This window comes from Neorhizobium phenanthreniclasticum, assembly GCF_040066075.1.
GTDB classification, from domain to species: domain Bacteria; phylum Pseudomonadota; class Alphaproteobacteria; order Rhizobiales; family Rhizobiaceae; genus Neorhizobium; species Neorhizobium petrolearium.
In genome coordinates this window covers 133,702-156,846 of the sequence record NZ_JBEAAL010000016.1, presented here as the reverse complement: position 1 = coordinate 156,846, position 23,145 = coordinate 133,702, and the positions used below count along the sequence as shown (strand labels likewise).

The following is a 23,145-nucleotide window of genomic DNA, read 5'->3' as shown; positions in this document are numbered from 1 at the left end:
ATATCGTGACCAAGAAGCCGGAAGTCCTCGTTTCCGTCCATGAGGCCAGGCTGCATTATCAGGTCGGCGGCGCGTTTGCCGCAATGCGCGGCAAGTCGACCGTGGTCAAGGCGGTCGACGGTGTCACCTTCGATATCCGCCGCGGCGAAAGCGTCGGCCTGCTCGGCGAATCCGGCTGCGGCAAGACCTCGATGGGCAGGCTGCTGCTGAAGCTCGAAGACACGACCGGCGGCTCGATCCATTTCGACGGCGAGGAGCTTGGCGAGGTTCGCCGCCATCGGCTGAAGAAGTTCCGCTCGCGGGCGCAGCTCATATTCCAGAACCCGTTCGATGCGATCAATCCGCGTTTCACCATCCGCGCGACGCTGTCGGAGCCGCTGGAGAATGCCGGCATTCCGCGGTCGGAACGTGAAGATCGCATCGTCAAGGCGCTGGAACTCGTGCGCCTGCCGGAGCCGGAGCAATTCCTTGACCGCTACCCGCATCAGCTTTCCGGCGGCCAGCTGCAGCGCGTCGTGATGGCGCGGGCGCTCATCCTGCAGCCGGAATTCGTGGTGGCCGACGAGCCGGTCTCGATGCTGGACGTTTCCGTCCGCGCCGGCGTGCTCAACGTCTTCCGCGACGTTCGCGACAGACTGGGCCTCACCGCCATCTATATCAGCCACGACCTGGCACTGGTGCGCTACGTCTGCGAGCGGACGATCGTCATGTATCTCGGCCGGATCATGGAAGACGGCTCGACCGAGGATATCGTCCGCGAGCCGTTGCATCCTTACACCAAGGCGCTGGTTGCCGCCGTGCCGGTTCCCAACCCCGACCAGAGCCATGATCCGCTGCCGATCGGCCGCGGCGCACCCGACCCGCGCAATCCGCCGTCCGGCTGCGTCTTCCGCGACCGGTGTCCTTCGGCGCACGCGCGCTGCGCTTCCGAAGTGCCCGAGCCGCGGCCTGTGGGATCGCGCCTCGTGGCCTGCCATCTGTTCTGATTGGAGTTGTTGATGCTGGCAGCCTTTTACACACGCACCGGTCCTGCCGCGGAAGTCCTCTCCGTCGGCGAGATGGCGCCGCCCGTCGCCGACCCAGGCGAAGTGTTGGTGCGGGTGCATGCCTCTGGCATCAATCCCGCCGACGTGAAGCGGCGCGGCGGCTGGCGCAGCATGGGCATGGATCACCCATTGATCATCCCGCACACTGACGGCGCGGGCCAGATCATTGCAGTCGGCGAAGGTGTCGATCGGGACCGGATTGGCGAGCGGGTGTGGTTGTGGAATGCGCAGGGCGGATACGGCGAGGCGGGTCGCGCCTTTGGCACCGCCGCCGAGTTCATCGCCATCGCATCGCATCAGGCGGTGAAGCTTGCCGATAGCCTGAGTTATGCGGAGGGCGCCAATCTCGGCGTTCCGGCGATGACCGCCCACCGCGCTGTCTTCGCCGATGGCCCGGTCGCCGGCCAGACGATCTTCGTGAACGGCGCGGCCGGTGCAGTTGGCCATTTCGCGGTGCAGATGGCGGTTGCTGGCGGTGCGCGGGTGATCGGTACCGTCAGCAATCAGGAAGCTGCGGCCCATGTGATGGATGCCGGCGCTTTCGCCACCATCGACCGCAAAATGGAAGATGTCGCGATGCGTGTTCTTGAACTGACGGAAGGGCAGGGCGTCGACCGTATCGTCGAGGTGGATTTTGGCGCCAACCTGGAACTCGACGCGGTCGTGCTGAAGCGCAATGGCACCGTCGCCGCCTATTCTTCGTCCAGCAATCCGACGCCGGTGCTTCCCTATTACGCCTTCGCCAGCAAGGGCGCCAACCTGTGTTTCATCCAGGGTTTTCTGATCCCCGAAGATCAGCGGCTGGCCGGCGAAAAGGTGATCGCCGAGATGGCCGATACCGGCCGGCTCAGCGTCGGGATCGGCGCGACGTTTCCGCTTCGAGACATCGCCAAGGCTCATGAGCGCGTCGAGCGCGGCGGCCTCGGCAATGTCGTCGTCCTGATCAAGGGTGAACCGTGAGCCCTGATCCATCCATTCCAAAGCATTCACCGAGGTGACCCAAATGTACAATCCCCAAGAGCGTACGAAACCAGAAGGGACCGTCTGCGATCCCGTCTCGCTCGAAATCATCCGCGGCGCAATCGCCGCCGCCCAGTCGGAAATGGAGGCGCTGCTCGAGCGCACGGCGATCTCCGCTTTCATCCGCGAGAAGAAGGATTTTTATACCGCGCTCTTCGACGGCAACGGCGTGATGGCGGTGGGCTCCATGGTGCCGGTCTTCGGCGACATGACAGGCCCCGTCTTTGACAAGTTCCCGGCCGATACGATGAAGCCGGGCGATCTCTACTGGTACAATGACTGCTACGGTTCGCGCGGCGCGGTTTCCCACTCCAACGACCAGGTGCTGCTGGCGCCGGTCTTCAAGGATGGCAAGCGCTGCGCCTTCGTGATGAGCTGGGCGCATTTCGCCGATATCGGCGGCATGCGGCCGGGCTCGATCAGCCCGGATGCCACCGACATCTACCAGGAAGGCATCATTATTCCGGTCACCAAGCTGATCGACCAGGGCGTCACCAATGAGGCGACGCTTTCGATCTTCCACCGCAATTCCCGCTTCCCGGAGCAGAGCATCGGCGACATGCGGGCGCTGATGGCGAGTGTCGAAGTGGGCGTCAAGCGCATCGGCGAAATCCTCGACCGGTTCGACGCGCAAGTCGTTGAGGACGCGCTGGCGCAATTGCTGACACGCACCCGCAAGCTGGTGCGTGCCAAGCTCGCCGAGACCTTCGACTACGGCACGCACAAGTTCACGGATGCGATCGATACGGACGGTCACGGCAACGGCCCCTATAAGATGCGCTTTGCGCTGACCCGCGAGAAGGGGGCCGATGGCGAGGACCGGTTTATCTTCGATGCGACCGAATCCGACGATCAGGCGCCCGGGCCTGTCAATTTCCTGATGAATCGCGGTGTGCCAGGCATGGCGCTCGGTCTCTTCTATCTCGGCGGCGATCCGGCACAGGTCTGCAACGCCGGTGGTCCGCAGGCGCTGCACGACGTGAAGCTCAGGCAGGGCTCTTTCCTGCAGCCGAACTTTCCGGCCTCGCTCGGCATGCGTGGCCTCACGATGATGCGCGTGCTTTCAGCACTGAACGGTCTGGTCAATTCGGCGGGTGGCAGGGCGCCGGCCTCCAACTCGGCCTATGTCATCACCATCATGCGCGGCAACTACAGGGACGATGCGGGCGGGCTGCAACGCTTCCTGCTCGCCGACGGCATCGGCGTCGGCTACGGCGCGCGACCGGATGCGGACGGCATCGATGCCGTCTATTTCGTGGCGCAGGAAAACTATCCGGTCGAATTCCTCGAAGTGGGGTATCCGGTCAGGCTCCGGACCTATGGCATCGTCAGGGATTCCGGTGGTGCAGGCCAGTTCCGCGGCGGCTGCGGCATCATCCGGGAATACGAGATCCTCGCGGAGGACTTGTTGCTGGCCGTGCGCATCGACAGCGTCAAGAACCCGCCCTGGGGCATCCATGGCGGCATGGGCGGCGGCACCGGCCGCGTCACCGTCAATCCCGGCAAGCCGGGTGAGCGTATCCTTGCACCGCTTTCCGACGGCAACAAGCTCGTCAAGGGCGATATCCTGCGCATGGAAACGGGCGGCGGCGGCGGCTACGGCCATCCCTTCGACCGCAGGCTCGATGCTGTCCTCGAAGACGTGCTGGGCGGTTTCGTCAGCGCCGAGGCGGCAGAGCGTCTCTACGGAGTCGTCATGAACGGCAACAGGATCGATGAGGCCGCCACCGCAGCCCTTCGCGCCAATCGCCCCGCCACCCGTGCATTCCATCGTCAGGAGTATGTCGATGTCCTCGCTTGAAATGTCCGTTGATACGTCCCTTTCCGTTGCAGTCGATATCGGCGGCACTTTTACCGACGTCGCCCTTCTGGATCGGGCGACCGGCAAGGTCTGGCGGGCAAAGACGCCGAGCGTGCCCTCCGATCCTTCTGAAGCCTTCCTGAACGGCATCCGGCTTGCACTCGCCGATGCGGGCCGTGAGGCCGCCTCGCTCGGCCAGGTTCTGCACGGCACGACGGTCGCCACCAACATGATCCTCGAAGACAAGGGTGCCCGCACGGCGCTCGTCACCACGCGCGGCTTCCGCCACGTTCTGGCGATCGGCCGGCAGGACATTCCCCGCAAGGCGAACCTCTATACCTGGGTAAAGCCGGAACGGCCGGTGCCGGCCTCGCGGATCGTCGAGATCGACGAGCGTATCGGCGCCGGCGGCGCGATTCTCGACGCGCTCGACGAGGCGAGCGTGCGTACCGCTGCGGACGCGATCCGCGGCATGGATGTCGAGGCGGTCGGCGTCTGCCTGCTGCATGCCTTCGCCAACCCGGTTCACGAGAAACGCGCGGCGGAGATCCTGCGCGAAGAGCTGCCGAATCTGGCTGTCACCACCTCGACCGACGTTCTGCCCGTCGTGCGCGAGTTCGAGCGGACGCTGACGACGGTGCTGAACGCCACCGTCATGCCGGGCGTCACCACCTATGTCGGGCGTCTTGAAAAGCGGCTCACGGACGAAAAGGTCGCCGCGCCTTTGCTCCTCATGCAGTCAAACGGTGGGGTGGCGGGGGCGGCGACCATCCGCCAGGCGCCGGCGTTGACGGCGCTTTCCGGTCCCGCCGCCGGCGTGGTCGGGGCGCGCTCGGTCGCGGCCGCCTGCGGCATCAAGGACATCATCACCGTCGATATCGGCGGCACGAGCGCCGATATCTGCCTGATCAAGGACGGCAGGATCGGCCTCACCCAGAACGGCAAGGTGGGCGAATGGCCGTTGCCGCTGCCCATGGTCGACATGGTGACGATCGGCGCCGGCGGCGGATCGATCGCCAAGGTGAGCGACCACACGCTTTCCGTCGGCCCGCAGAGCGCCGGTGCCCGTCCGGGGCCGGCAGCTTACGGACATGGCGGTGAGAACCCGACGGTCACCGATGCGCATGTCGTTCTCGGCCATCTGCCGGCGCGGCTTCTCGGCGGCCGCATGGCGCTCGACGTCGAAGCCGCCCGCAAGGCGGTGGACGACAAGGTCGCCGGTCCGCTCGGTCTTTCGACTGCGACGGCCGCTCGCGGTATCCTCGCCATCGTTGACAACCACATGGTGGGTGCGGTGCGGGTCGTTTCCGTCGAGCGCGGCCATGACCCGCGGGACTTCACCCTGGTGCCCTTCGGGGGCGCCGGTCCGCTGCATGGCTGCTCGCTCGCCGAACTGCTCGGGATTTCCCGCGTCATGATTGCCCCGGCGCCGGGCATCCTCTGCGCCGACGGTCTGCTTGCCGCCGATCTCAAGGCCGAATTCAGCCGCACCCTGCCCAGGGCCGGCGCGGTGGACATGGATGTCGCCAACGGCATCATATCCGATCTGAAGGATCAGGCGATCGCCTGGTTCGAGGCGGAGGGCGTGGCCGAGAAGGATCGGCGTATCCAGACCGTGGCGCTTCTGCGCTATCACGGCCAGGGCGGCGAACTCGCGGTCGCCTGGGGCGAGAGCCGCGAGGCGGTGGAAGCTGCCTTTGCCGCCGAGCACAAGGCGCTTTACGGCTTCACGCTGGATACCTCGATTGAGCTTGTGACGTTGCGCGTCGAGGCCGCCGGCATGACGCATGAGCCGCCCCCGGCGAGGCTGGAAGCCGGTTCGGCCGTCACACCCTTCGGCCATGTGCCGGTGCATTTCGAAAGCGGTGTTGCGAGCGTTCCGGTCGTGGATCGTGCGACGCTCGGTGCCGGCGCCACGTTCAAAGGCCCGATGATCCTCACCCAGCTCGACACGACGACGCTTGTCGCGCCCGGCTGGACAGGTACTGTGCACCCTTCGGGCGCGCTTCTTCTCACAGCCAGGCAGGATGCATGACATGACTGAACAAAAGACCGATCTGGAGCGTGTCTTCGCGCATATCGAGGAGAACCGCGAAAGCTTTATCGCGCGGGTGATGGATTATGTGCGCCATCCCTCGATCAGCGCCCAGAATAACGGCATCAAGGAAGTGGCGGCCATCCTCGTCGACATGCTCACGGGCATGGGCATGGAAGCGATCACCATTCCGACCAGGAATCATCCGATGGTTCTCGGCCGCATGGAAAAGCAGCCGGGCAAGCCGACCGTGCTGCTCTACGGCCATTACGACGTGCAGCCGCCGGAGCCCTACGAATTATGGGACAGCCCGCCCTTCGAGCCGACGATCCGGAACGGCCGCATCTATGCGCGCGGCATCGGTGACAACAAGGGCCAGCATTTCGCCCAGCTCATGGCGCTGGAATCGCATCTGAAGGTGACCGGCGAGCTGCCCTGCAACGTCATCTTCCTCCTTGAAGGCGAGGAGGAGATCGGCAGCCCGCATATCGCCGAATTCGTCGCCGAACATGCCGACAAGCTCGATGCCGACCTCGTCGTGACGTCCGACGGTCCACTGCATGAATCGGATACCCCGATCATCACGTTTGGCGTGCGCGGTGTCGCGTCTTTTGAACTGCGCTGCAAGACGGCCAGTCGCGATGCCCATTCCGGCAATTTCGGTGGCGTCATGCCGAATGCGATCTGGAAGCTCGTGCATCTGCTCGCCACCATGAAGAACGAGCGCGGCGAGATCACCATTGATGGCCTGCACGACGTGGTGGTTCCGCCGACCAACATGGAGCGCGAGGCGGTTTCGAAACTGCCGCTCGATCTCGATGCGATCAAGGCCGATCTCGGTATCAAGGAGCTCGACCAGCCGCTCGACCGAGGTTATTTCGACCGGCTGATGTTTCATCCGACGCTGACGATCAACGGTCTGCATGGCGGCTATGGCGGGCCGGGCCAGAAGACGGTGCTGCCCTGCGAAGCATTTGCCAAATGCGATATCCGCCTCGTCGAAAGCCTGACGCCGGATTACGTGTTCGAGAAGGTCAGGGCGCATGTGGAAGCCCACGCACCGGACGTGGAATTCGTGCCGCAGAACGCCATGCTGCCGTCAAAGACGCCGATGGATAATCCGTTCGCCTCCGTCATCCGGGATGCGATCGTCGCGGCCCGCGGCGTCGAGCCGCTGCTTTACCCGACTGTCGGCGGTTCGCTGCCGGACTACGTCTTCACCAAGATCCTCAAGAAGCCGGCCTTCGTGGTGCCTTATGCCAATGCGGACGAGGCAAACCATGCGCCGAACGAGAACCTGAAGATCGACCTCTTTATCGACGGCATCAAGACAGGTGCTGCGCTGCTTTCGAAGCTCGGTGAGATGAAGATGTAATAAAGGGGTCAATCTCTCCGACAGTCGCGTGAGCCTCAAAGGTCATGTCACTCTTCCCATGGCTTCGATTGTTATCTATGCCATGGCCGAAGCAGAAGAGCTTTGTGAACCTTGCGTTCCACAAAAGGGAGTATGTCCTTGTCGCCGGATCGTGTAAGTCGCCTCGTTGCATGTCTCGAAAATAAGCTGGACGCTCCAGGGATTCTCGTCGGCGATGCGGTCTCCGACGGCTATGCGGCGGATGCGACGGCGCGTGGCGTTCGCCCTCCGGCCGTTCTTCGCCCGCGCAATACCGCGGATGTTTCGGCCATTCTTTCCGCCGCCAACGGGTTTCACCAACCGGTCGTGGTTCAAGGCGGCCGGACGGGGCTTTCGGGTGCGTCACGGCCTTTGAGCGGCGAGGTCTCGCTCTCGCTGGAGCGAATGAGTGGTGTGGAATCGATCGACATCGCGGCCCAGGCGATGATTGTTGGCGCCGGCACGCCGTTGCAGGTCGTTCAGCAGGCAGCAGATGACGCCGGTCTCCTCTTCGGTGTCGATATCGGCTCGCGGGGGACTGCGACGGTCGGCGGCAATATCGGCACCAATGCCGGGGGCATCCGCGTGCTGCGCTACGGCATGTACCGGGCGCAGGTCATGGGGCTGGAGGCGGTGCTGGCGGACGGTACCATTCTTTCCTCCCTCAAGGGACTGCCGAAGGACAATTCCGGCTACGATCTCAATCCGCTGTTCATCGGCACGGAGGGCACGATCGGCGTCGTTACCCGGGCCTGCCTGAAACTGCATCCGAAACCAAGGATCGAGCGCAATGCCTTCGTCGCCCTGCCGTCGCTTAAAGCCGCGCAGGAACTGCTGGCAAAGCTCCGGGTCGAACTGTCCGGCCTGCTGTCCGCCTTCGAGGCTATCTTCCCGAATGTTTACGAAGGCACGGTCGCCCATATGGGCATCCGCCCGCCGGTCGAGACGGGCGCCAGCATGTATGCGATGGTGGAAATCCAGGGGCAGTCGCCGGAGCAGGACAATGAACGCTTCGAGACGGCTCTTGCGGCTGCGTTGGAGGAGGGACTCGCTATCGACGTCGTGCTCTCCAACTCGCTGCGCGAGTTCAACGGGCTCTGGGCGATCCGCGACGGTATCAACGACTATCTGTTCGGTCTGGGCGAAATGGCTGGCTACGACATTTCCGTGCCGCTCTCCCGCATGCAGGAGTTCCTCGATAGGGCAGCGCACGGAGTTGCGGAAATCGATCCGGATGCGGTCTCCTTCATCTTCGGCCATCTCGGCGACGGCAACCTGCATTATTGCGTGAAGACGGCTCACGAAAAGAGGATCGCCGAAGCGGTGTTTTCCGGCATCGCGGCGGTCGGCGGCGGGGTTTCTGCCGAGCACGGCATCGGCACCGACAAGGTGCGATATCTGAGATATGCGCGCAGCGAGGCCGAAATCGCCACCATGCGGCGGCTGAAGGAAGCTTTCGATCCGAACTCTATCCTCAATCGCGGCCGGGTCTTCGAAGCATCGGCCATCGCCCTTTAAGCGGGGGTGGTTTTCAGGCTTTCGCCCCTGGAAAGCATCAAGGATGCGGGCAAGCAGGAAACGCCAGTTCCTTGCGGCGCAACTAGGTCATCCATCTCGCTGCTCGGGTCTGTCATTTCGCACAGGGATCGGTAAGCTGGATTTCGGTGACGATAACCGAACCTTGCGAAGGGATAGTCCATGAGCCCCGAATTCCTGATCACGTCTCTCATCGTCGTTGCTTCTCCGGGCACAGGCGTGCTCATCACGCTGGCGGCCGGGCTGTCGCGCGGGGCGCGGGCAAGCATCGTCGCCGCCTTCGGCTGCACGCTCGGCATCCTTCCGCACATGGTCGCGGCGATCTCGGGTCTTGCTGCGGTGCTTCATGCCAGCGCGCTCGCCTTCCAGACGATCAAGTATCTCGGTGTTGCCTATCTTCTTTTCATGGCCTGGCAGGTGCTTAAGGAAAAGGGTGCGCTTACGATCGAGACGAAGGACACGCCCAAATCGGCGCGGCAGATGATCGTCTCCGCAATCCTCGCCAATGTGCTCAACCCGAAACTGTCGATTTTCTTTTTCGCTTTCCTGCCGCAATTCGTCGGGCACGACGAAGCGACGCCGATCGCCCGGATGAGCGAACTCAGCCTCGTCTTCATGCTGATGACCTTCGGCGTCTTCGTCATTTACGGGCTCTTCGCCGCATCGATCCGTAACCATGTTGTCTCGCGGCCGGCCATTCTTGCCTGGATGCGGCGCGTCTTTGCCGGCGCGTTCGTGGCGCTCGGGGCGCGGCTGGCGCTTGCCGAGCGATAACGATTACCTGCCGCGTAATTGAGACGCGTTCCGCTCTCCCGCATGATCGCCCGGCCTGGAACGAGCCGGGCGACAGGAAGGAGATAAAGACATGACTGATGCTAACACCCATGCCGAGCGTTACCTCGCCATCTGGAACGAGACGGAGGCAGGGCGTCGCCTGGTATTGATCGCCGAAGCCTGGACGGAGGATGCAGTCTATGTCGATCCGCTCATGCGGGGTGAGGGCCATGAAGGGATCAACGGGCTGGTCGAGGGCGTGCAGGCCCGGTTTCCGGGTTTCCGGTTTACGCCGATCGGATCGGCCGATGGCTATGGCGACAATCTCCGCTTCTCCTGGGGTCTCGGCCCCGAAGGTGCCGAACCGGTTATCAGGGGCACGGATTTCGCGGCGCTTGAAAGCGGCCGCTTCAAGGCTGTGCACGGTTTCCTCGACCAGATTCCGGCTGCCGCATGACGACCATTTCACCTGCCCGTCCTCTCGGTGATTTCCTGCGTGAGTGGCGTCGCCGCCGGCGCATGAGCCAACTCGATCTGGCATTGGAGGCCGATATCTCGCAGCGGCATCTGAGCTTTATCGAGAGCGGGCGGGCGGTTCCGAGCCGGGAGATGTTGCTGCATCTGGCAGAGCGGCTCGGCGTACCGCTCCGCGAGCGCAATCCGATGCTGATCGCTGCGGGTTTCGCACCCGTCTTTGCGGAGCGAAAGCTCGACGATCCGGCGCTTGCGCCGGCGCGCCAGGCGATCGACATGGTGTTGCGAGGGCACGAGCCCTTTCCGGCGTTGGCCATGGACCGGCATTGGACACTGGTGGCCGCGAACGCCGCGGTTACGCCGCTGCTTGCCGGTGTCGCCGATCGCTCCTTGATGGACGGGGCGGTCAATGTCCTGAGATTGAGCCTGCATCCGCACGGGCTGGCGCCTCACATTGCCAATTTTGCCGAATGGCGAAATCACCTGCTCGACCGGCTGCATCAGCAGATCGCCGCGACCGGCGACCGTGTTCTGGAAAAGCTTCTGGAGGAATTGTCCGGTTATCCCGCTCCGGGAACCGGGCCGAAATCTCCGAGCCGCGATTATGCCGGCATTGCCGTGCCGATGGAGTTGCGGACAGCGGCTGGAGTTCTGTCCTTCATCTCGACGACGACCGTCTTCGGGACCCCGGTCGACGTGACGCTTTCGGAACTGGCGGTCGAGTCCTTCTTTCCCGCCAATAACGAAACGGCCCGGCTTCTGCGTCAGATGGCGGAAGCCGGGCCGTTGAAGGACGAGAGTTAGTCAGCGGATCAGAATTCCGTCCATTGGGACACAGTCGGCGCTGCTGCTGCAGCGGCATTGCCGCCGAAGGATTTCGTCACGCGCTCGGCCAGGCGACGGGCCGGCGATTCCTGTGGAGCCGCATTCCGCGGAGCAGCGACCGGTGTCGCGCCTGAACTGGAAACCGCGCGCGGTGCGGTGTTCATGCGGCCGCGCTCAGCAAGTTTGAAGCGGGCGATCAGTTCGCGCAGCTTCGAGCTTTCCGAGGCGAGGTTGGCGCCGGCGGCGTTGGTCTCTTCCACCATGGCGGCGTTCTGCTGGGTCACCTGATCCATCTGGTTGACGGCCGAATTGACCTCCGCCAGACCGACCGACTGTTCGCGGGCGGCGGTCGCGATCGCGCTGATATGCTCATTGATCGTGACGACATGTGCTTCGATCGTCTTCAGCGCATCGCCCGTCTCGCGAACGAGCTTCACGCCGTTGTGGACCTCGGCACCGGAATTGCGGATGAGGTCTTTGATCTCCTTTGCCGCATTCGCCGAACGCTGGGCGAGTTCGCGTACTTCCTGGGCGACGACGGCGAAACCCTTGCCGGCCTCGCCGGCGCGGGCCGCCTCGACGCCTGCGTTGAGCGCCAGGAGGTTGGTCTGGAAGGCGATCTCGTCGATCACGCCGATGATGTTGGAGATCTGGTTGGACGACTGCTCGATGCGCTGCATGGCGTCGACGGCATTCGCTACGACGGCGCCCGATTTGGCGGCGCTGGAATTCGCTTCCAGCGCGATCACCTTGGCTTCGTCGGCGCGCCTGGAGGAGTTCGCAACGTTGGCGGTGATCTCATCGAGCGCCGCGGCGGTTTCTTCGAGCGAAGCGGCCTGCTGCTCCGTGCGCTTCGAAAGATCGTCAGCGCTCTGGCTGACTTCGCGCGAGCCGCTGTCGATGCTGCCCGCTGAGGAAGCAACCTCGGAAAGAGCGGCACCCAGGCGGGTCACGGCGGAGTTCAGGTCCTCGCGCAATGCTTCGAAATCCGGCGCGAAGGGCTCGGTGAGCTGGAAGGCGAGGTCGCCGGAAGCAAGGCGGCGCAGGCCGGCTGCAAGGACGGCTGTCGCTTCCTGGAGACGGGTCTGGGCTGCGGCTTCCGCCTCCTCCTGCAGGCGGATGCGATCGGCTTCCGCATGGGCGCGGGCTTTCTCCGCCTCTTCCTGCAGTTGCCGGTTCGAAATGGCAGCCTGGCGGAAGACTTCGACGGCGCCGGCCATGGCGCCGACTTCGTCCTTGCGGCCTGCGAAGGGAATCTCCGTCTCGGTGTCGCCAGCCGCGAGCCCGCTCATCGAGGCGGTGATACGTTGGATCGGGCGAGCGATGCCGGTCATCACATAGGCCGCCGCACCGACAATCAGCGCAAAAACCACGGCGAGGATGGCATACATGGTGGTCAGCGCCGTGGCATAGGTCGCCTCCGCCTTGCCGGTTTCGATGCCTGCGGCGTCAGTATTCGTCTTGACGAGCTGGGTCACCGCTTCCATGACCGGCTGGATCGTGATCCGCATCTTTTCCATCTCGACGCGGGCGCGGGCGTCGGAGGCCTTGCGGGAAAAGCCCAGCATCTTTTCGCCGGCCTGTACGTATTTCTGAACGCCCGCTTCGATCTGGTCGACAAGCTGCTTTTCCTGATCGCTGGACGTCAGCGGCCTGTAAGTGTCCAGAGCCGCCTTCAACGCATCGGACTGTTGGGCGATCAGCTTCTCTGCTGCTTCCATGCCGAAATCCGAAGTCGTGGTGAGATGGCCCATATAAGCGATCGTCATTCCGAGGATCGCCGTCTCGATATTCTTGGAGGCCTGAACACTCGGCAGTGAATCGCCGGAAATCGTGTTGAGGTTTCCGGCAACGTTCGAAAGCGAGGAGATGGCCGCCCAGGCGAGAACGGCGGTAAGCGCCGCGATCGCGCCGAAGACGGCAATAAGCGAGCTGCGTATGGAGAGACGGGACATGAGTTCGGCTCCGGATGATGAAGCCTCGACTGAGGCATCGCGTTTTCACGCGCAGATCTGATATCTGGCAGTGTGGGGGAAAAGAGCCGGTCTCATACCGGCCCTGGCGCTACACCGGACGGCGATGGCGCGATGGTCGGAGCCTAGGCCAAACTCTTTAATGACAGATTGAATTTTGACATTGTACAACGTTTTTTGACGTTTTTTCGATGCAAGATCAGTGCTGCTATATATCTAATTTTTAAGAATAATCTTATGAATCAGACGGCATGAGTAGCAGGATACCTGTCAATCGGAGACTGATTGATTTTCCGTTCAGACGGGATGCGAAATCTAGCCTCGATGACAGGATTCTCGAAGCGGGCTCCGCACTCCCGAAGATGATCGTCCGACGGGTTATTTCCGCGCCTTCAGACCGTCCATCAGGAGTCCGATCAGGCGGTGCGACCGGTCGCGCCAATCGGGCGATTCGGGGATCGAATAGATGCTGGACAATGCATGCAGCAGATCGGTCGTTTCGATGTCCGTGCGGATATAACCCTTCTCACCGGCGGTTTTGATGAGGCTTTCGAGTGCACCCCGGATCAGGCCGGTTCCTTCGGCAAACAGCGAGGAATTGGAGGTCATGAGGATGCGCAGGCTGTTGGCCATGCCGCGCTTGGTGGCGATGTACCCCACGAAACGGCGCATCCATTCTTCGAGCGCCACATCCGGCGCATGTCTTTCGGCGAGGTCGGATGCCGCCGCGGCCAGGCTTTCCAGTTCCCGGCGGTAGACGACTTCGACCAGATGCTCGCGCGTCGGAAAATGCCGGTAAAGCGTACCGATGCCAACGCCTGCCCGCCGTGCTATATCTTCCAGCGAGGTCTCGACGCCCTTTTCCTGAAAGGCTGCGGCCGCCATTTCGATCAGTTTGTCCCGATTGCGGCGGGCATCGGCGCGCAGTTTCGTCGGGGTCGTCGATGTTGTTTTCGGCGCGGCCGAGGCCAAAATCATGCTCCAGGCGGATTGGGGACTTGACGAAAATCAGCAAGTCACTAGTTTAACCGGAGGCTCCTCCGTTTGAGCGGAGTGCCTTCCGCTTCTTAATCCAGAAGGGGGCCGGATGTCATGCCAAATGTGCCGGTGTTTCTCTCAAGATATCCATTTAGCGCGCCGGAGCCGGGCGGCCAGCCCATTCTGGATTCGGAATTTTGCATTCTCGTGACGATAGCAGGAGCTTATCATGACACGAACCATCCATCTTTCGCTCGACATCAACGGGAGGCGGCACGAGCTCGATGTCGAGCCGCGCGTCACCCTGCTCGACGCTTTGCGTGAGGAACTGGCGCTGACCGGCACCAAGAAGGGCTGCGATCAGGGCCAGTGCGGCGCCTGCACCTGCCATGTCGACGGCAAGCGCGTACTCTCCTGTCTGACGCTGGCTGCGCAGGTCGAGGGCCGGCAGATCACCACGATCGAGGGGCTTGCCGCAGAAAACGGCGACTTGCATCCCGTCCAGGCGGCTTTCATTGAAAACGACGCCTTTCAGTGCGGCTATTGCACGCCGGGGCAGATCATGTCGGCGGTCGCCTGCATCCGCGAGGGCCATGCCGGTTCCGACGAGGAGATCCGCGAATACATGTCCGGCAATCTCTGTCGGTGCGGGGCCTATAACAGCATCGTCGCGGCGGTGCGCGAAGCGGCGGAGGCCGTCCGATGAGAGACTTCTCCTATTTCCGCGCTTCTTCCGTGGATGAGGCCCGCAATGCCGTGCTTCAGGCCGGCGGCGCACTTCTTGCCGGCGGCACGACGCTGCTCGATCTTGCCAAATGCGGCGTGGACGAACCCGAAACCGTCGTCGATATCACCCATCTCTCCGGTCTTGGCGAGATCAATGTCGATGCGAGCAGTGCCGTTATTGGTGCGCTTGCCAGGATGGGGGACGTCGCCGACCATCCGCAAATCCGGGCGGCATTCCCGGCGGTTGCCGAATCGCTCTCGCTTGCGGCTTCCGCCCAGCTTCGAAACATGGCGACGATCGGCGGCAATCTCCTGCAGAGGACGCGCTGTCCCTATTTCCGTGATCCGGTCACCTTTCCGGCCTGCAACAAGCGTAATCCCGGCTCGGGCTGCTCGGCGATCGGCGGGGTGACGCGCAACCACGCCGTCCTCGGCACGAGCGATGCCTGCATCGCCACCTATCCCGGGGATCTCGCAGTCGCGCTCGTGGCCTTCGACGCCTTTGTCGATCTCGGCAGCCGCAAGGTGGCGGTCGACGATTTCTTCCTTCTGCCGGGCGATACGCCCGAAAACGAAACGGTGCTGAAACGTGGCGAGATGATCGTCGGCATCGGCATTCCTGCGTCTGCCGCAGCCAGGAACTCGACCTATCTCAAGGTTCGCGACCGGCAATCCTACGAATTCGCTGCGGCGAGCGCCGCTGTCGGTGTCGAACTCGAGGCGGACGGCAAGACGGTCCGTAACATTCGCGTTGCGCTCGGTGGTGTCGCCACCAAGCCGTGGCGCGCAAGAGCGGTCGAGCAGGCTCTCATCGGCAAGGCGTTTGACGTCGAAACCGTCGAGAAGGCCAGTGGTCTCGCCATGGAAGGGGCCGTCTCCCACGGCGGCAATCGCTACAAGATCGAACTTGCGCCGCGCGTCGTCGCTCGCGCCATCCTGAAAATGGCCCAGAATGTTGGAGGTCTCGCATGACCATCATGGAAACCCGCAAACACGGCGATGCCTCAGACGGTATGATCGGCGGCCGCCAGACCCGATTCGAAGGGCAACTGAAGGTAACCGGGGCGGCAACCTATGCGCTGGAATATCCGGTGGAAGGATTGGCGCATGCCGTGCTGGTGCAGAGCACGATCCCGGCGGGGCAAGTCGTCTCGATCGATACGTCGAAGACGCTTGCGGCACCGGGCGTCCTTCTGGTGCTGACGCCGGAAGACGACCTTGGGCTCATAACTGCCTCCGACTGGCATGGCAATCGCCCCGAGAACCAACCCTATCATCCCCTGCCGCGCGAGGTCCGGTTCAACGGGGAGTCGATCGCGGCAGTGGTCGCCGAAACCCGCGAACAGGCCGTTGAAGCTGCCAGGCTGCTCGACATCGTTTACGCGGAAGCTCCGTCGGTCGTCAGTCTTGACGATCCTAGTGCCGGTGAAGGCAAAGCCGTCGATATGCTGAACGTTGCCTGGGGTGATGCGGAAGCGGCGCTTGCCACCGCCCCCGTGATGATCGAGGCCGAGTACAGCACGCCGCGCGAATATCACGTGGCAATGGAGCCGCACGGGCTGACCGTGAAATGGGACGGCGATCAGCTCACCGTCTGGGAGCCGAGCCAGTGGTCGCATGGTATGGCGCGCAGCTATGCCGAATGGTTCGCCATCCCCTATGAGAACGTCCGGTTGATCTCGCCCTTCATCGGTGGGGGGTTCGGGTCGAAGGGGGCTGCGCTCGCCTATAGCGCAGTCGCCGCCTTCGCGGCTCGCAAGCTCGGGCGGCCGGTGAAGCTCGCGGTCACGCGGCCGCAGAACTTCACAAGCTATGGCGGCCGTGCCGCGACCAGGCAGACGATCAGGCTCGGGGCGACGGAAGACGGTGTTCTGCAGGCCATCGTCCATCGGGGTGCGAGCGAAACCTCCATCTATGCGGACTGGCCGGAGCAGACAGGCGCCGCTACTTCGATCCTCTACAAGGTCGAAAATTTCTCCTCCCAGCACAGGATCGTGCCGGTCAATACCGTGACGCCCGGCGCCCTTCGCGGCCCGGGCAAGAACCCGAGCGCCTACGGCATCGAATGCGCCATGGACGAGCTCGCCTGGAAGCTCGGCATGGACCCGCTGGAACTGCGGCTCAAGAATTATGCCGACCGCGACTACCAGTCGGGAAAGCCCTGGTCGACCCGCCGCCTGCGCGAAGCCCTCATGGAGGGTGCGGAAGCCTTCGGCTGGTCGAAACGCAGTCATCAGCCGCGCTCGATGCGGGAAGGCAGGACGTTGATCGGCTGGGGTATCGGCTGCGGAACCTTCCCGGTCATCCAGGCACCCAGCGAGGCGATGATCCGTATCCTCGGCAGTGGCCGTGTCGAAGTCGTGAGCGGCGCGATCGACATGGGGCAGGGCACCTATACGATCCTTGCCCAGACCGCGGCCGATGTGTTCGGCGTGCCGGTCAGCCAGGTCGATGTGACGCTCGGCGACTCCCGCCTGCCGGGCTCGGCGATCGCCGGCGGCTCGATGCTGGCGGGCTCCATACTGGGTGCCGTTCACAAGGCTGCCACGGCCGCGCGAGACGAACTCATCGGGCTTGCGCTCAGCGATGGCAACTCGCCGCTGCGTGACACCGGGGCGAACACACTCACCTTCGGTGACGGACGCATCAGCGTCCCGCGCGGCGAAGGTCCCTCGCTTACCCTGCCGGAGTTGATGGCCGCACTCGGCCGTGACGAACTGGAGATCCGCCGGAACACGCTGCCGGACGGTGCAACCGCCCAGGAGCACTACCAGGCCTGGACGACCATGGCAAAGGTGCAGGGGCCAACCATGGGCGACTACTCCATGCACAGCTGGTGCGCCCATTTTGCCGAGGTTCGCGTTGATGAGGATTTCGGCACGGTGCGTGTCTCCCGCATGGTCTCCGCCTTCGATTGCGGGCGGCTCTACAATCCGCGGCTGGTGGAAAGCCAGTGGCGCGGCGGCATCATCATGGGTATCGGCCAGGCGCTTTTGGAAGAAGGCCTTGTCGACCAGCGGAACGGCCGGATGATGAACAGCAATGTGGGTGATTATCTGGTGCCGACCAATTCGGACATCCCGGACATCCAGGTGATCTCCGTCGGCGTGCCGGATTTCAGCGCGTCGGCATTGGGCGGCAAGGGTGTGGGCGAGGTCGGTATCGTCGGCGTGGCACCTGCGATCGCCAATGCCGTCTTCCATGCGACGGGAAAACGCGTCCGCGACCTGCCGATCACGCTCGAAAAGCTGATCTGATCGATCCCGCGCATCCGGCACGTCGCCGGGTGCGCTCACCTTCCTTTCGGCATGTTCGACGCGCCGAGACTGCCGGCGAAACGTTCGGCCAATCGCTCCCTGCGAAAATGTTCGGTCACGAAATCGATGAAGACGCGGGTCTTCGCCGGCAGCAGCGTGCGGCTGGCATAGTAGAGCGAGATCGGCCCGACATCCGCATACCAGTCCGGCAGCAGGCGGATCAATTCGCCATTTTCCAGATAGGGCAGGGCATCCGGTACGGCGAGCATGGCTATGCCGAGGCCGAGGCATGCGGCACGTGCGATCGCCGCCGGATCGTTGAGCACGACCGTTCCGGTCAGGGCGGCCGGCATTTCCTCGCCTTCGGCATTGCGCATGATCCATTGGCGGAGACGGCCGCTGTTGAGCGAACGCATGGAAATGCCGTCGAAGGCTGCGAGGCCCGCGGGGTCGAAGGGCTGCGTTCGATCCCTCACATAATCGGGCGACGCTACCGCGATGACATGTGCCGGACCAAGCGTGCGGGCGACAATGCCCGGCGTCAGTTCGAAGCCGCCGCCGATCGCTGCATCGTAACCCTCGGCGATCAGGTCCACCTGCCGGTTCTCGAACATCCATTCCGGGCGGATTCGCGGATACCGAGCCAGAAAATCCGGCAGCAGCGGCAGGATGTGCTGCGCGCCGAAATTCGGGCTCATGCTGACCTTCAGCACGCCGGACGGTTCCCCGCCTTCCGAAGATACTTCGGCAATCGCGGTCTGCAGCGCCTCAACGTGATCGCTCACCGCCGACAGGAATAGCTCACCGGCCTCCGTCAGCGTCAGGTTGCGGGTACTTCGTTGGAATAGCCGAACGCCGAGATTCCTCTCCAGCATCGCGACATTGCGGCTGACGGCCGCGGGCGTCAGCGCCAGGCGTCCGGCGGCTGCCGAAAAGCCGCCGAGTTCGGCACTGCGGATGAAGGATTCCAGGTTGGCGAGGCTTTCCATCAGACGATATTTTCAACGATTACTTGAAAATCATCCGCATTATTACCGTCTAATCAAGCGCCAATCCAAGGGCGATATTCCCGTCATCGAAACGATAAGGAGTATCGCACATGTCCACCACCTCTCATTCCCTCGTCGGAAAGACGGCCCTCGTCACCGGCGGTTCCCGCTCCATCGGCGCGGCGATCGCGGCTTCGCTCTACACCCTCACCAAGGGGGCGATTTCCGGTTTCAACCGCAGCCTCGTGCGCGATCTCGGGCCGCGCGGCATCACCGTCAATACGGTGCATCCCGGCCCGACCGATACCGACATGAACCCCGACGGCGGTCCCGTTTCGAAAATCGTCGGTCCCGGCATGGCGATCGGCCGCTATGGCAAGGCGCATGAGATCGCCAGTGTCGTCGCTTTCCTCGCCAGCCCCGACGCCGCCTTCGTCACCGGTGCCGATATCGTCGCCGACGGCGGCTTCACCGCCTGAACGCCCATCTCGTTTCAAGAAGGATCAAGACCATGTCCATCGGTATCATCGGCGCCGGCAATATCGGCGCAGCCTTCGCCCGCGCGCTTGCCCGGAACGGTTTGCGTGCCACCATCGCCAACAGCCGCGGCCCGGCCTCGCTCGAAAAGCTGACGGGCGAGCTCTCGCCCTGGATTTCGGCGGGAACGATCGAGGAGGCCGCAAGCGCGGACATCGTGCTGGTCGCGGTTCCCTGGTCGAAACTGCCAAAGGCGCTTGCCGGCCTGCCGGACTGGAACGGCCGCATCGTCATCGACGCCAACAACCCGATCGAGGCGCCGCTCTTCAAGCCGGCCGAACTCAACGGCCGTCTGTCGAGCGAGGTGTTTGCCGGTCTCGTGCCCGGCGCCCGCGTGGTGAAGGCCTTCAACCACCTGCAGCCGCATCTGCTCTCCGGTGACCCGGCTGCGGAAGGCGGCATGCGCGTGCTCTTTTATTCGGGTGACGATGCCGCGGCAAAGGCGGAAGTCGGCCGGCTGATCGACAAGCTCGGTTTCTTCGGCATCGACCTCGGTCCGCTTTCCGTCGGCGGCAGGCTGGTGCAATTCCCCGGCGGCCGGCTGCCGGCGCTGAACCTCGTCAAGTTCGGCTAATCGTCCGAGTATCGCTCCTCTGACCAGGGATCGCCCCGCATATGGTAGCCATTGTTCTCCCAGAAGCCGGCGCTGTCCCGGTCGAGGAATTCGATCCGGTGGAGCCATTTGGCGCTCTTCCAGAAATAGAGATGCGGCACGACCAGGCGCACCGGCCCGCCGTGCTCCTCCGTCAGCGGCTGGCCTTCCCAGCTATGGACGATGATCGCATCCGGCGAGGCGAAATCCGAGAGAAGCAGGTTGGTTGTGTAGCCGTCATAACTTGTCAGCATCACCGCCACCGCTTCGTCCTTCGGATCGACGGCATCGAGGAAGTCGCGGGTGGAAACGCCTTTCCAGTTGTTGTCGTAGCGCGACCAGGTCGTCACGCAATGGATGTCGGAGCGCATTTCGCTTTGCGGAAGAGCCTGGAAGGCGGCCCAATCGAAGGTCTTCGGGTGGTTGACGAGGCCGCGCACGTCGAGCTTCCACTGGGAGGTCGAGATCCGTGGCTGTTGGCCGAGATCGAGCACCGGCCAGTTCTTGACCAGATGCTGGCCGGGCGGCAGGCGCTCGGTTTCGGGGCGGGACACGCGCCCGGTCAGGAACTTGCCCTCTCCGGCCCATTTGCGCTTGGTGATGGTGAGTTTCGAATCCTCAGGCTGAATATCGTCGGCCATCTACGGTTCTCCTTGCGTCCCTCGATATTCTGATAAACAAGGGGGACAAATCAATCGCCCATCTTTGAAAACCTTGTCCTGGACAATCATGCCTGCCTTCAATCCTCTTGTCGAAAAGCTTTCGCCGCCGCCCGTTCCATCCGTTTTCGCCTGGGGGCGTGCCTATCAAGGGGCGAGGGGGCCGCTGATCGATCTGTCGCAGGCGGTCCCCGGTTATCCCGCCCATCCGGACATGCTGAGACTGCTCGGCGAGACGGCGTCCTCCAGGGTGTTCACCGGCTACGGACCGATCGAGGGTGAGGCGGAGCTTCGGCATGCCTATGCCGAGCATGTCTCGCAAGTCTATGGCGCGAACGTGGGGTCGGAGAACATCCACATAACGTCGGGCTGCAATCAGGCCTTCGTCTGTGCCGCGATGACGGTTGCCGGTCCGGGCAACACGGTCCTGATGACGGAGCCTTTCTATTTCAACCACGAGACCACGCTCGCCATGATGGGCATCAAGACCGCCTTCGTGGCTTGCGATGCGGCAAACGGCTTCCTGCCGGATCCGGCGCGTCTTGAAGCCGCAATCACCGGTGACGTTCGGGCGCTGGCGCTCGTGTCGCCCAACAATCCGACCGGGGCGATCTACCCGCCGCCGCTTCTGGACGCGGTCTTCAGGTTGTGCCGGCAAAAAGGCATCTGGCTCATCCTCGACGAAACCTATCGCGACTTCATGCCGGAGGCGGGCAAGGCGCCGCATGGCCTTTTCAGCCTCGACGGCTGGGAAGATACGCTGATCAGCCTCTACAGCTTTTCGAAATCCTTCTGCATTCCGGGCCACCGGCTGGGTGCGATCACCGCCGGCTCGACAGTCGTCGAACAGGTTGCCAAGATCATGGACAACCTGCAGATCTGTGCGCCGCGCGCCGCCCAGGCGGCTGTCGCAAGGGCGTTACCTCTTCTCGCCGGCTGGCGCGAGCAGAACCGGCAGGAGATCGGCCGCCGCGCGGACGCGCTGAAAGCGGTGATGCGTTCACTCAACGACTGGAAGCTCGATGCGATCGGCGCGTATTTTGCTTTCGTGCGTCATCCCTTCCGCGGCGTAGGCTCTGCGGAGGTGGCGGAGAAGCTTGCCCGGGAGGCGGGTATCATCTGCATTCCCGGCGCCTATTTCGGCGAAAACCAGCAGGATTACCTGCGGTTTGCCTTCGCCAATGCCGACGTTCCGACGATCGGCCTTCTGGAGGAACGTTTGCGGAACTTTGCCCTGTCATAAGGCGGGCGGTCGTTCTATAAGCGGAGCATGGTTCAAAGAGCAGGCAGCGCCGATCTTCCGCTTCACGGCGGCCGGGTTCCCCGGTGGCTCGGCGAGCGCATGACGAAACTCGGCGCGGTCATCGCGCAGGCGATCGTCATCGAATACGGCCGCGACGAGTTCATGCGGCGGCTGGCGCATCCCTTCTGGTTCCAGTCCTTCGGCTGCGTCATGGGCATGGACTGGCATTCGTCGGGCATCACCACCAGCGTTATCGGCGCGCTGAAGCGCGGGCTGACGCCGCTCTCCGGCGAACTCGGCATCCATGTCTGCGGCGGACGCGGCCAGAATTCGAGGCAGACGCCCGGCGAGCTCATGGCGATCGGCGACCGGGTGGGTTTCGACGGCGAGGGTCTGGCGACCGTCAGCCGGCTCGTCGCCAAGGTGGACAGTGCTGCGGTTCAGGACGGGTTCGATCTTTACCTGCACGGCTTCATCGTCGCCGACGACGGCAAATGGGTCGTGGTGCAGCAGGGCATGAACGGCGACAAGCGGCAGGCCCGGCGCTATCACTGGATTTCTGAAGGGATCACCAGCTTCGTCGATTCTCCGCATGCAGCGATCGAAGGCCGCAAACAGGGCGAGATCGTCAACCTCGCCGACCGGCGTGCGGATGCATCCCGCAAGGGCCAGCTCGACCTGCTCGCCTCGCTCGGGCCGGACCGGATCGTGCGAGAGGTGATCGCGCTCGATCCCCCGTCAAAGGCGAAAGATATCGCTCAGCCGCTGCTGCCGCATCTCATCATGCCAGCGCATCATGATGTCCGCGAGGAAGACGTCAACATGAAGCGGCTGCACGGCACGCTTGCCGCCGCGGCCGATCGGGGGCCTCAGGATTTCGAACAATTGCTGCTCACGCCGGGTGTCGGCGCCCGCACGGTCAAGGCGCTCGCCATGGTCGCCGAAGTGGTGCATGGGGCGCCCTGCCGCTTCTCCGATCCGGCGCGGTTCTCGCTTGCGCATGGCGGCAAGGACCGGGAACCGTTCCCCGTGCCGATCAAGGTCTATGACGAGACGATCCGCGTAATGAAATCGGCCGTCGGCAAGGCGAGGCTCGGCCGCGACGAGGAGTTGCAGGCGCTCAAGCGGCTGGATGACCAGGCCCGCCAGCTCGAACGCTACGTCACCGGCCCGGACCTCAAGGAGATCGTCGCCGGAGAATTCCACCACTCGCATGAATGGGGCGGCCGCAGCGTCTTCGGCTTCGAGCCGCCGCCGGAGAACAAGGCTGAAAAGCGTGGCGGTTGA

At 63.4% G+C, this 23,145-nt stretch carries 19 protein-coding genes and 1 pseudogene; 16 read left to right on the top strand and 4 right to left on the bottom strand.

Annotation, left to right across the window (positions count from 1 at the left end):
- Window positions 1-5 precede the first annotated feature (5 nt).
- The 9 genes from ABK249_RS20105 (at window position 6) to ABK249_RS20065 (ending at window position 10,883) form a co-directional block, all read left to right on the top strand.
- Window positions 6-986, top strand: a complete 981-nt coding sequence (locus ABK249_RS20105) for an ABC transporter ATP-binding protein (protein ID WP_407722120.1) — start codon at window positions 6-8, stop codon at window positions 984-986.
- Between the two features lie 12 nt (window positions 987-998).
- Entirely contained in the window at window positions 999-2,006 is a 1,008-nt protein-coding gene (locus ABK249_RS20100; protein ID WP_227703942.1) for an NADPH:quinone reductase, read from the top strand.
- 43 nt (window positions 2,007-2,049) lie between these two features.
- On the top strand, window positions 2,050-3,867 hold the full coding sequence (locus ABK249_RS20095; RefSeq protein WP_348863732.1) for a hydantoinase B/oxoprolinase family protein: 1,818 nt from the start codon (window positions 2,050-2,052) through the stop codon (window positions 3,865-3,867).
- On the top strand, window positions 3,854-5,902 hold the full coding sequence (locus tag ABK249_RS20090; protein ID WP_227703940.1) for a hydantoinase/oxoprolinase family protein: 2,049 nt from the start codon (window positions 3,854-3,856) through the stop codon (window positions 5,900-5,902). Before ABK249_RS20095 ends, ABK249_RS20090 begins: the two co-directional genes overlap by 14 nt.
- A gap of 1 nt (window position 5,903) precedes the next feature.
- A complete protein-coding gene (locus tag ABK249_RS20085) occupies window positions 5,904-7,277 on the top strand; it encodes a M20/M25/M40 family metallo-hydrolase (RefSeq protein ID WP_227703939.1) in 1,374 nt (457 codons plus the stop codon).
- A gap of 138 nt (window positions 7,278-7,415) precedes the next feature.
- Complete coding sequence (locus ABK249_RS20080; RefSeq protein ID WP_227703938.1) at window positions 7,416-8,813, top strand: FAD-binding oxidoreductase; 1,398 nt, start codon at window positions 7,416-7,418, stop codon at window positions 8,811-8,813.
- Window positions 8,814-8,993: 180 nt separating this feature from the next.
- Window positions 8,994-9,605 carry a LysE family translocator gene (locus ABK249_RS20075; RefSeq protein ID WP_037152699.1) on the top strand — a complete coding sequence of 204 codons (612 nt, stop codon included), beginning with the start codon at window positions 8,994-8,996 and terminating at the stop codon, window positions 9,603-9,605.
- 91 nt (window positions 9,606-9,696) lie between these two features.
- Window positions 9,697-10,062 (top strand): nuclear transport factor 2 family protein, encoded by a 366-nt coding sequence (locus tag ABK249_RS20070; protein WP_227703937.1) that lies wholly within the window; start codon window positions 9,697-9,699, stop codon window positions 10,060-10,062.
- 5 nt (window positions 10,063-10,067) lie between these two features.
- A complete protein-coding gene (locus ABK249_RS20065; protein WP_227705207.1) occupies window positions 10,068-10,883 on the top strand; it encodes a helix-turn-helix domain-containing protein in 816 nt (271 codons plus the stop codon).
- Window positions 10,884-10,891: 8 nt separating this feature from the next.
- On the opposite strand, the gene ABK249_RS20060 is transcribed toward ABK249_RS20065, so the two are convergent.
- On the bottom strand, window positions 10,892-12,859 hold the full coding sequence (locus ABK249_RS20060) for a methyl-accepting chemotaxis protein (protein WP_227703936.1): 1,968 nt from the start codon (window positions 12,857-12,859) through the stop codon (window positions 10,892-10,894).
- Window positions 12,860-13,255: 396 nt separating this feature from the next.
- Complete coding sequence (locus ABK249_RS20055) at window positions 13,256-13,849, bottom strand: TetR/AcrR family transcriptional regulator (RefSeq protein WP_037152694.1); 594 nt, start codon at window positions 13,847-13,849, stop codon at window positions 13,256-13,258.
- Window positions 13,850-14,084: 235 nt separating this feature from the next.
- Here ABK249_RS20055 and ABK249_RS20050 point away from each other — a divergent pair, with 235 nt between their 5' ends.
- From ABK249_RS20050 to ABK249_RS20040, 3 genes are read left to right on the top strand one after another with little or no spacing between them, the layout of a single operon-like run.
- A complete protein-coding gene (locus ABK249_RS20050) occupies window positions 14,085-14,561 on the top strand; it encodes a (2Fe-2S)-binding protein (protein WP_037152692.1) in 477 nt (158 codons plus the stop codon).
- Window positions 14,558-15,553: an FAD binding domain-containing protein gene (locus ABK249_RS20045; protein WP_227703935.1), complete on the top strand. Its 996-nt coding sequence runs from the start codon at window positions 14,558-14,560 to the stop codon at window positions 15,551-15,553. Before ABK249_RS20050 ends, ABK249_RS20045 begins: the two co-directional genes overlap by 4 nt.
- Window positions 15,550-17,838 (top strand): xanthine dehydrogenase family protein molybdopterin-binding subunit, encoded by a 2,289-nt coding sequence (locus tag ABK249_RS20040; protein WP_227703934.1) that lies wholly within the window; start codon window positions 15,550-15,552, stop codon window positions 17,836-17,838. Before ABK249_RS20045 ends, ABK249_RS20040 begins: the two co-directional genes overlap by 4 nt.
- A gap of 35 nt (window positions 17,839-17,873) precedes the next feature.
- Here the strand turns inward: ABK249_RS20040 and ABK249_RS20035 are convergent, their stop codons facing one another.
- Window positions 17,874-18,827: a LysR family transcriptional regulator gene (locus ABK249_RS20035; RefSeq protein ID WP_227703933.1), complete on the bottom strand. Its 954-nt coding sequence runs from the start codon at window positions 18,825-18,827 to the stop codon at window positions 17,874-17,876.
- A 191-nt stretch (window positions 18,828-19,018) separates the two neighbouring features.
- Between ABK249_RS20035 and ABK249_RS20030 the strand changes: the two are divergent.
- Window positions 19,019-19,306, top strand: a pseudogene (locus tag ABK249_RS20030) (SDR family oxidoreductase); the annotation flags it as partial.
- A complete protein-coding gene (locus ABK249_RS20025) occupies window positions 19,303-19,938 on the top strand; it encodes an NADPH-dependent F420 reductase (RefSeq protein ID WP_081952867.1) in 636 nt (211 codons plus the stop codon). The pseudogene ABK249_RS20030 and the gene ABK249_RS20025, both read left to right, overlap by 4 nt.
- Here ABK249_RS20025 and ABK249_RS20020 read toward each other — a convergent pair.
- A complete protein-coding gene (locus ABK249_RS20020) occupies window positions 19,935-20,597 on the bottom strand; it encodes a sulfite oxidase-like oxidoreductase (RefSeq protein WP_227703931.1) in 663 nt (220 codons plus the stop codon). The two genes, ABK249_RS20025 and ABK249_RS20020, sit on opposite strands and share 4 nt — an antisense overlap.
- Window positions 20,598-20,685: 88 nt before the next feature.
- On the opposite strand from ABK249_RS20020, the gene ABK249_RS20015 reads away from it, so the two are divergent.
- Complete coding sequence (locus tag ABK249_RS20015; protein WP_227703930.1) at window positions 20,686-21,858, top strand: aminotransferase; 1,173 nt, start codon at window positions 20,686-20,688, stop codon at window positions 21,856-21,858.
- Window positions 21,859-21,885: 27 nt separating this feature from the next.
- A complete protein-coding gene (locus ABK249_RS20010; RefSeq protein WP_227703929.1) occupies window positions 21,886-23,145 on the top strand; it encodes a DUF763 domain-containing protein in 1,260 nt (419 codons plus the stop codon).

Coding starts and splice junctions, on each gene's coding strand:
- ABK249_RS20050 (WP_037152692.1), top strand. CDS start 14,085: ATGACACGAACCATCCATCTTTCGCTCGACATCAACGGGAGGCGGCAC.
- ABK249_RS20015 (WP_227703930.1), top strand. CDS start 20,686: ATGCCTGCCTTCAATCCTCTTGTCGAAAAGCTTTCGCCGCCGCCCGTT.
- ABK249_RS20090 (WP_227703940.1), top strand. CDS start 3,854: ATGTCCTCGCTTGAAATGTCCGTTGATACGTCCCTTTCCGTTGCAGTC.
- ABK249_RS20010 (WP_227703929.1), top strand. CDS start 21,886: ATGGTTCAAAGAGCAGGCAGCGCCGATCTTCCGCTTCACGGCGGCCGG.
- ABK249_RS20035 (WP_227703933.1), bottom strand. CDS start 18,827: ATGGAAAGCCTCGCCAACCTGGAATCCTTCATCCGCAGTGCCGAACTC.
- ABK249_RS20020 (WP_227703931.1), bottom strand. CDS start 20,597: ATGGCCGACGATATTCAGCCTGAGGATTCGAAACTCACCATCACCAAG.
- ABK249_RS20045 (WP_227703935.1), top strand. CDS start 14,558: ATGAGAGACTTCTCCTATTTCCGCGCTTCTTCCGTGGATGAGGCCCGC.
- ABK249_RS20085 (WP_227703939.1), top strand. CDS start 5,904: ATGACTGAACAAAAGACCGATCTGGAGCGTGTCTTCGCGCATATCGAG.
- ABK249_RS20070 (WP_227703937.1), top strand. CDS start 9,697: ATGACTGATGCTAACACCCATGCCGAGCGTTACCTCGCCATCTGGAAC.
- ABK249_RS20040 (WP_227703934.1), top strand. CDS start 15,550: ATGACCATCATGGAAACCCGCAAACACGGCGATGCCTCAGACGGTATG.
- ABK249_RS20060 (WP_227703936.1), bottom strand. CDS start 12,859: ATGTCCCGTCTCTCCATACGCAGCTCGCTTATTGCCGTCTTCGGCGCG.
- ABK249_RS20100 (WP_227703942.1), top strand. CDS start 999: ATGCTGGCAGCCTTTTACACACGCACCGGTCCTGCCGCGGAAGTCCTC.
- ABK249_RS20075 (WP_037152699.1), top strand. CDS start 8,994: ATGAGCCCCGAATTCCTGATCACGTCTCTCATCGTCGTTGCTTCTCCG.
- ABK249_RS20095 (WP_348863732.1), top strand. CDS start 2,050: ATGTACAATCCCCAAGAGCGTACGAAACCAGAAGGGACCGTCTGCGAT.